The organism is Avibacterium avium (genome assembly GCF_900454535.1).
Classification (GTDB): Bacteria; Pseudomonadota; Gammaproteobacteria; order Enterobacterales; family Pasteurellaceae; genus Avibacterium; species Avibacterium avium.
The window spans coordinates 1-5,000 of the sequence record NZ_UGSP01000002.1 but is presented as its reverse complement, the minus strand read 5'-3'; the positions used below and the strand labels follow the sequence as shown (position 1 = coordinate 5,000).

The 5,000-nt window shown below is 41.2% G+C and carries 6 protein-coding genes, 3 tRNA genes, 1 rRNA gene and 2 pseudogenes (1 of these 12 running past the window's edge); 4 read left to right on the top strand and 8 right to left on the bottom strand.

The features are described 5' to 3' along the window. The 5 genes and pseudogenes from DYC50_RS10555 to rsmC form a co-directional block, all read right to left on the bottom strand. Window positions 1-198: ribosomal RNA gene (locus DYC50_RS10555) — 16S ribosomal RNA — on the bottom strand (it extends 1,341 nt beyond the left edge of the window). Between the two features lie 155 nt (window positions 199-353). Continuing rightward, window positions 354-430 (bottom strand) — tRNA-Pro (locus DYC50_RS10550). An 8-nt stretch (window positions 431-438) separates the two neighbouring features. Further along, window positions 439-514: transfer RNA gene (locus tag DYC50_RS10545), tRNA-His, on the bottom strand. A 22-nt stretch (window positions 515-536) separates the two neighbouring features. Further along, a tRNA-Arg gene (locus DYC50_RS10540) sits at window positions 537-613 on the bottom strand. Between the two features lie 161 nt (window positions 614-774). After that, a pseudogene (gene rsmC, locus DYC50_RS10535) lies at window positions 775-1,765 on the bottom strand (16S rRNA (guanine(1207)-N(2))-methyltransferase RsmC). Between the two features lie 129 nt (window positions 1,766-1,894). On the opposite strand from rsmC, the gene DYC50_RS10530 reads away from it, so the two are divergent. The 3 genes from DYC50_RS10530 to DYC50_RS10520 are packed head-to-tail and all read left to right on the top strand — an operon-like array spanning window position 1,895 to window position 3,653. Further along, window positions 1,895-2,305: a DNA polymerase III subunit psi gene (locus DYC50_RS10530; RefSeq protein ID WP_115249928.1), complete on the top strand. Its 411-nt coding sequence runs from the start codon at window positions 1,895-1,897 to the stop codon at window positions 2,303-2,305. Then, a complete protein-coding gene (rimI, locus tag DYC50_RS10525) occupies window positions 2,305-2,763 on the top strand; it encodes a ribosomal protein S18-alanine N-acetyltransferase (protein WP_115250211.1) in 459 nt (152 codons plus the stop codon). Before DYC50_RS10530 ends, rimI begins: the two co-directional genes overlap by 1 nt. Next, window positions 2,757-3,653, top strand: coding sequence for a DMT family transporter (locus tag DYC50_RS10520; RefSeq protein ID WP_115250209.1), 897 nt, complete (start codon window positions 2,757-2,759; stop codon window positions 3,651-3,653). Before rimI ends, DYC50_RS10520 begins: the two co-directional genes overlap by 7 nt. A 100-nt stretch (window positions 3,654-3,753) precedes the next feature. Here the strand turns inward: DYC50_RS10520 and DYC50_RS10825 are convergent, their stop codons facing one another. Then, entirely contained in the window at window positions 3,754-3,996 is a 243-nt protein-coding gene (locus tag DYC50_RS10825; RefSeq protein WP_425451089.1) for a methyltransferase family protein, read from the bottom strand. Here DYC50_RS10825 and DYC50_RS10785 point away from each other — a divergent pair. Next, on the top strand, window positions 3,952-4,086 hold the full coding sequence (locus DYC50_RS10785; protein ID WP_281268542.1) for a hypothetical protein: 135 nt from the start codon (window positions 3,952-3,954) through the stop codon (window positions 4,084-4,086). The genes DYC50_RS10825 and DYC50_RS10785 overlap by 45 nt on opposite strands. A 72-nt stretch (window positions 4,087-4,158) precedes the next feature. Here the strand turns inward: DYC50_RS10785 and DYC50_RS10510 are convergent, their stop codons facing one another. Both DYC50_RS10510 and DYC50_RS10505 read right to left on the bottom strand, forming a co-directional pair. Continuing rightward, window positions 4,159-4,770 (bottom strand): YfgM family protein, encoded by a 612-nt coding sequence (locus tag DYC50_RS10510; protein WP_115249932.1) that lies wholly within the window; start codon window positions 4,768-4,770, stop codon window positions 4,159-4,161. A 9-nt stretch (window positions 4,771-4,779) separates the two neighbouring features. Next, window positions 4,780-5,000, bottom strand: a pseudogene (locus DYC50_RS10505) (His/Gly/Thr/Pro-type tRNA ligase C-terminal domain-containing protein); the annotation flags it as partial.

Below are 5,000 nucleotides of genomic sequence, written 5' to 3'. Positions count from 1 at the left end.
TTAATCTCTCGATTCTATGCGGTATTAGCCATCGTTTCCAATGGTTATCCCCCTCCATAAGCCAGATTCCCAAGCATTACTCACCCGTCCGCCACTCGTCAGCGTCGAAAGCAAGCTTTCAACCCGTTACCGTTCGACTTGCATGTGTTAAGCCTGCCGCCAGCGTTCAATCTGAGCCATGATCAAACTCTTCAGTTTAATCTTTCTCAATTCGTACACTAACAAAGCTCTGTGATTTCATTTAAAATCACTATGAATTTCAGTTAAGCACTAATTGTTCTAAATCTTTTAAATTTTTCCAGAATCAACAAGTGCCCACACAGATTGTCTGATTGATTGTTAAAGAGCAAAAGTGGTCGGCGAGATAGGATTTGAACCTACGACCCACTGGTCCCAAACCAGTTGCGCTACCAAGCTGCGCTACTCGCCGACAGAAATTGGGGTGGCTAATGGGACTTGAACCCACGACAACCGGAATCACAATCCGGGGCTCTACCAACTGAGCTATAGCCACCATTGTTGTATTGCATTGACTCTGGCGCGCTCGACAAGATTCGAACTTGCGACCTTTGGCTCCGGAGGCCAACGCTCTATCCAACTGAGCTACGAACGCGTTTTTATATCTCACTGCGTCGTTGCGGGGCGTATATTAAGAGTTTCCCAATCCCTTGTCTAGCATTTTTTTTATTTTTTTTATTAAGTGATATTTTTTTGTTCACTATGAATAAAAAACATTACATTTATGGCGATTTTTATAACGAAATCCTATTTTTCTTAATAAAAAGTCGAATAAACTTTAAATTTATTGGTTTTGGCTAACACCTGATGCGAGCCAAAATGCTGATCCAACAAATCTGCATAAGGTAAGAAAGCATTAGCAACAATGCGTAACTCGCCCCCTTCGTTTAAATGCCATTTGGCTTGCTGGATAAGCTCAGACACTGCGCGAAATGCGGTATCCACGCCATCGTGAAAAGGCGGGTTAGAAATAATCAAGTCAAACTTGCCTTCTATTTGTGAACACATTGCTTGCTAACACATCAGCTTCAAGCTGATTTTCTGCCAAAGTACGCTCTGCAGAAGCGATAGCTAAAGCGTGAATATCCGTCATCACAAGATTCACACTTGGATTATGCTGTTTAATATAGCTTCCAATCACACCTGCGCCACAGCCCATATCTAGCACACGACCTTTGATCGGGCGATCTAATGTAGAAAGCAATAATGCCGTTCCCACATCTAATTCCGCTGCACTAAAGACTCCCGGCAAGCTAAAAATCGTCAAATCACCAAGTTGCGCGTGCTGATAAGATTTCCAATATTTGGCTAAATCAAAGTGCGGTGGATTTTTCAAACAAAAATGATAAAGTCCACAACGTCTTGCGCTATCAATTTTGCCAATTTCGCCGAAAGGGGAAAGCATTTTTTCCGCTGAACGTACACCGCTGCGATTTTCACCAATAATCAACACTTCTTGCTCAGGCGCGCATTGTGATAAAAGCCGCATTAATTGCAGCTGATTTTCTTGTTTGTTTTTTGTCCAATAATAAACGATTAAATCGGCCTTTGGCACAAAATCTACGGAAAAATCCACCGCACTTTTGTTTTCGGCATAGTCAAAATACCACGTCCAGCAATGGACTGATTGCGCGTTGTTGCGTAATTGCTGTGGAAAATCATCATTCAATGCCCCAGCAAATAATACATTTCGATTTTCAAATAAAGAAAGATGGCGTTCTAGCACTTGGCTTTCAGGTGAAATCACGGGTTTATCCTATCTAATAAATAATAAAGTGGCATTTTACTGAGATTAAATCACAAAACACAATGAAAATTTGCCCACATTTTGAGAAATGTTTACAATGACGCAATTTAGTTCATCAATCATCATTTTATGAAACGGCATCAACTTCTGTTACAAGAAATGGGGCTTTCCCAATGGCAACTGGTGCGCCCTGAAAGTTTGCAAGGCGTGGTAAATATTCCTATTGATGAGCAGGTGCGGTTGGTGATCATTAGCGAAACCGAAAATCTCCCTACGCCGTTATTAGAAGATATTTTGCGCAGCTTAGATCTAAAGCAAAATGAATATTTAGCAATCCATTTTGATTTTATCCCCCATTTGCACGTCAGCCACGAAGTGCATTATTGGCTATTAAGTGAAAATTCTGAAAAAATCCACCGCACTTTACCTTATTGTCAAAAAGCGTTGAGTCAATGGCATTCACCAGACTGGAAAACCTTTATGGCAAGCCCACAAGAAAAACGTAAATTATGGCAACAAATTCAAGGAATTAACCCATAATGGTAAAAATCTCCCCTATTCTACCTCAGGATTTTGATCGATTATTTGAGATCGAACAGCAGGCGCATCTTGTGCCTTGGTCATTAGGTACATTAAAAAATAATCAAGGCGAGCGTTATTTCAATTTAAAATTGGAGAAAGATCAACGTATTATCGGCTTTGCTATTTGCCAAAAAGTGCTTGATGAAGCGACTCTGTTCAACCTTGCCATTGATCCAGCTTATCAAGGGCAAGGCTTAGGAAAGCAATTATTGCATTCGTTAATTGATGAATTGCGTGGACAGGGCATTTTGACGTTATGGTTAGAAGTGCGTCAATCCAATGAAATTGCGCAAAAACTTTATCTACAATGCGGCTTTAACGAAGTGGATATTCGCAAAAATTATTATCCAACGTTAGACGGTGGACGAGAAAACGCCGTGGTTATGGCGTGCTATTATAAGGAACAACAATGTTAGAACGTTATCGTGGGGAAATTATCCTTTTATTTGTGACCATTTCGGCCGCCATTGGCTGGTTCTTTTCAAAATATGCCATTGATGCTTTGCCCTCGGTAGGATTTATCGGCTTGCGGTTTTTTCTTGCTGCACTGGTTTTTCTGCCCTTTGCTTACGTTCACTTACGCCGTTTAAACCGCCAGCAAGTGATAAGTGCGGTGCTAATTGGTGGTGTTTTTGCGGTTTTTCTTGGCGTTTGGATTTTAGCCATCACCAATAATACCAATTTCGGTGAAGGCGCGTTTCTTACCAGTTTGTCAATGTTGATCGCACCGTTGCTGGCTTGGATCGTGTTTAAACAAAAACCACAATCGAGCTTTTGGCTCTGTTTACCCATTGCGGTTTTAGGCTTGTACTTTCTTGCCTTAGGCAACAATGGATTTGATCTTTCTTCCGATAACAGCCTGTATTTGCTCACTTCATTATTGGCTGCTAGCTATTTTGTGCTTAATCATCATTATGCGCGCCATATTCCCGTGTTGCCACTCACCACCATTCAGCTCGCTATGGTTGGAATTTTATGTGGTTTGTATTCAATGTTTGTGGAAACTTGGCCTGCGAATATTCCCAATGAAACTTGGGGCTGGTTGGCTGCTAGCGTGTTGATCGCCACCAATTTCCGCTTTTTACTGCAAACGCTCGGGCAGAAATATTCCAGTGTCGGTAATGCCGCATTAATTATGCTGCTTGAGCCGGTATGGACGCTGTTTTTGAGTATGCTAATTTTCCACGAGCCACTCACCCCCCATAAGGCACTAGGCTGCGGCTTAATTTTTATTGCCTTAATTTTCTACCGTTTGCCGAAAGAAAAAGTGAAACAGTTTTTGCGTAGAAAAAATGCTAAAAAATGACCGCACTTTCTGTACGGTGAGTTATATCCAGCGTCTAACCTGCTGGCAATATTGTTGATAGTCTTTGCCGAAAAGCCGTAGTAGAACTTGTTCTTCTTGCTTAATTTGAAATTGGTTCATAATGAGAACAAAGAAGATCAGCCCAAAAATTGCCAGCCCATTGCCTAGCCATAAAAACCAGCTGAGTAAAATCACCAAAACTAAGATACATCGGATTGCGGCTAAACGCATAAATGCCTGTTGTGATAAGCTGCGAAGTTTTTTCTACCGACAGCGGACTGATCGTGGTTTTAGCTTGATGAAATTGCCAAAGGCTACAAATGGCGATAAGGCTTGCCAGCAACAATATCGGCAAATAACTAATCGCGAAGATGAAACACGCCAAAAGCAGGAAGAAGATACATTCCGCCCGCACAAGCAAGAAAAACAATAGGCGGTGGTAAAAATTTTCATTTCATTATTCCAATAAAAAAGGCCTACATTATGCTGTAAGCCTTTTAAAAAATTATAAATTATTCAACCGCACTTGGATTAAATCCGTTTCCACTGGGCTGGCATTTTTTAGCCCTTGTTCAAAACTGGCTTTGGCACTTTCTTTATCGCCTTTTGCAAGTTGAATATCGCCTTTTAATAAGAATGCCGCGCTGTTCCACGCGTCCCCTTTAACTTGATCAAGCGAAGCTAAAGCATTATCAAATTGCTGCTGTTGGAACTGCACGGCGGCCAAGCGTAATGCACTGACCGAACGCAAAATGTCATCATCTGCATTGGCTAAGGCTTGTTTTAATAAATTTTCGGCTTGCGCGAAATCTTGTTTTTGCACAGAAATACTGGCGGCATCTAATAAGGCAAATACGGCATAAGCAGTTTTGTCATTGCTTTGTGCGAATTGTTCTACGCTCGCCACATTCGCTTTATCCGCCTGAAATTGGCTCACAAGCTGTTCATATTGTGCTGAACGTTGTTGATTTTGTGCAATTTGATGAGATTGCCAATAACGCCAACCAAAAACACCTGCAAGAGTTAGTACAAAAATGGCAACAACCAATTTGCCATTTTCTTTCCACCACGTTTTCAGTTCATTCAGTTCTTGTTCTTCTTCAATGGTATAAGCCATAGTTTTTCCTTATTCAAATATATTTTTAAAAAAATCTACCACATCAGCTTGCGCTAAAACTTGCTGTTCGCCACCAAGCAAATCTTTGACCACCACTTGCTGATTTTGTGCTTCACTTTCACCAATAACAAGGGCAAATTTGGCGCCCACTTTATCTGCGCGCTTAAACTGTTTCTTGAAATTTTCCGCCGCTACAATGTGTCATTGTGCGTAAGTGCGGTAAATCTGTG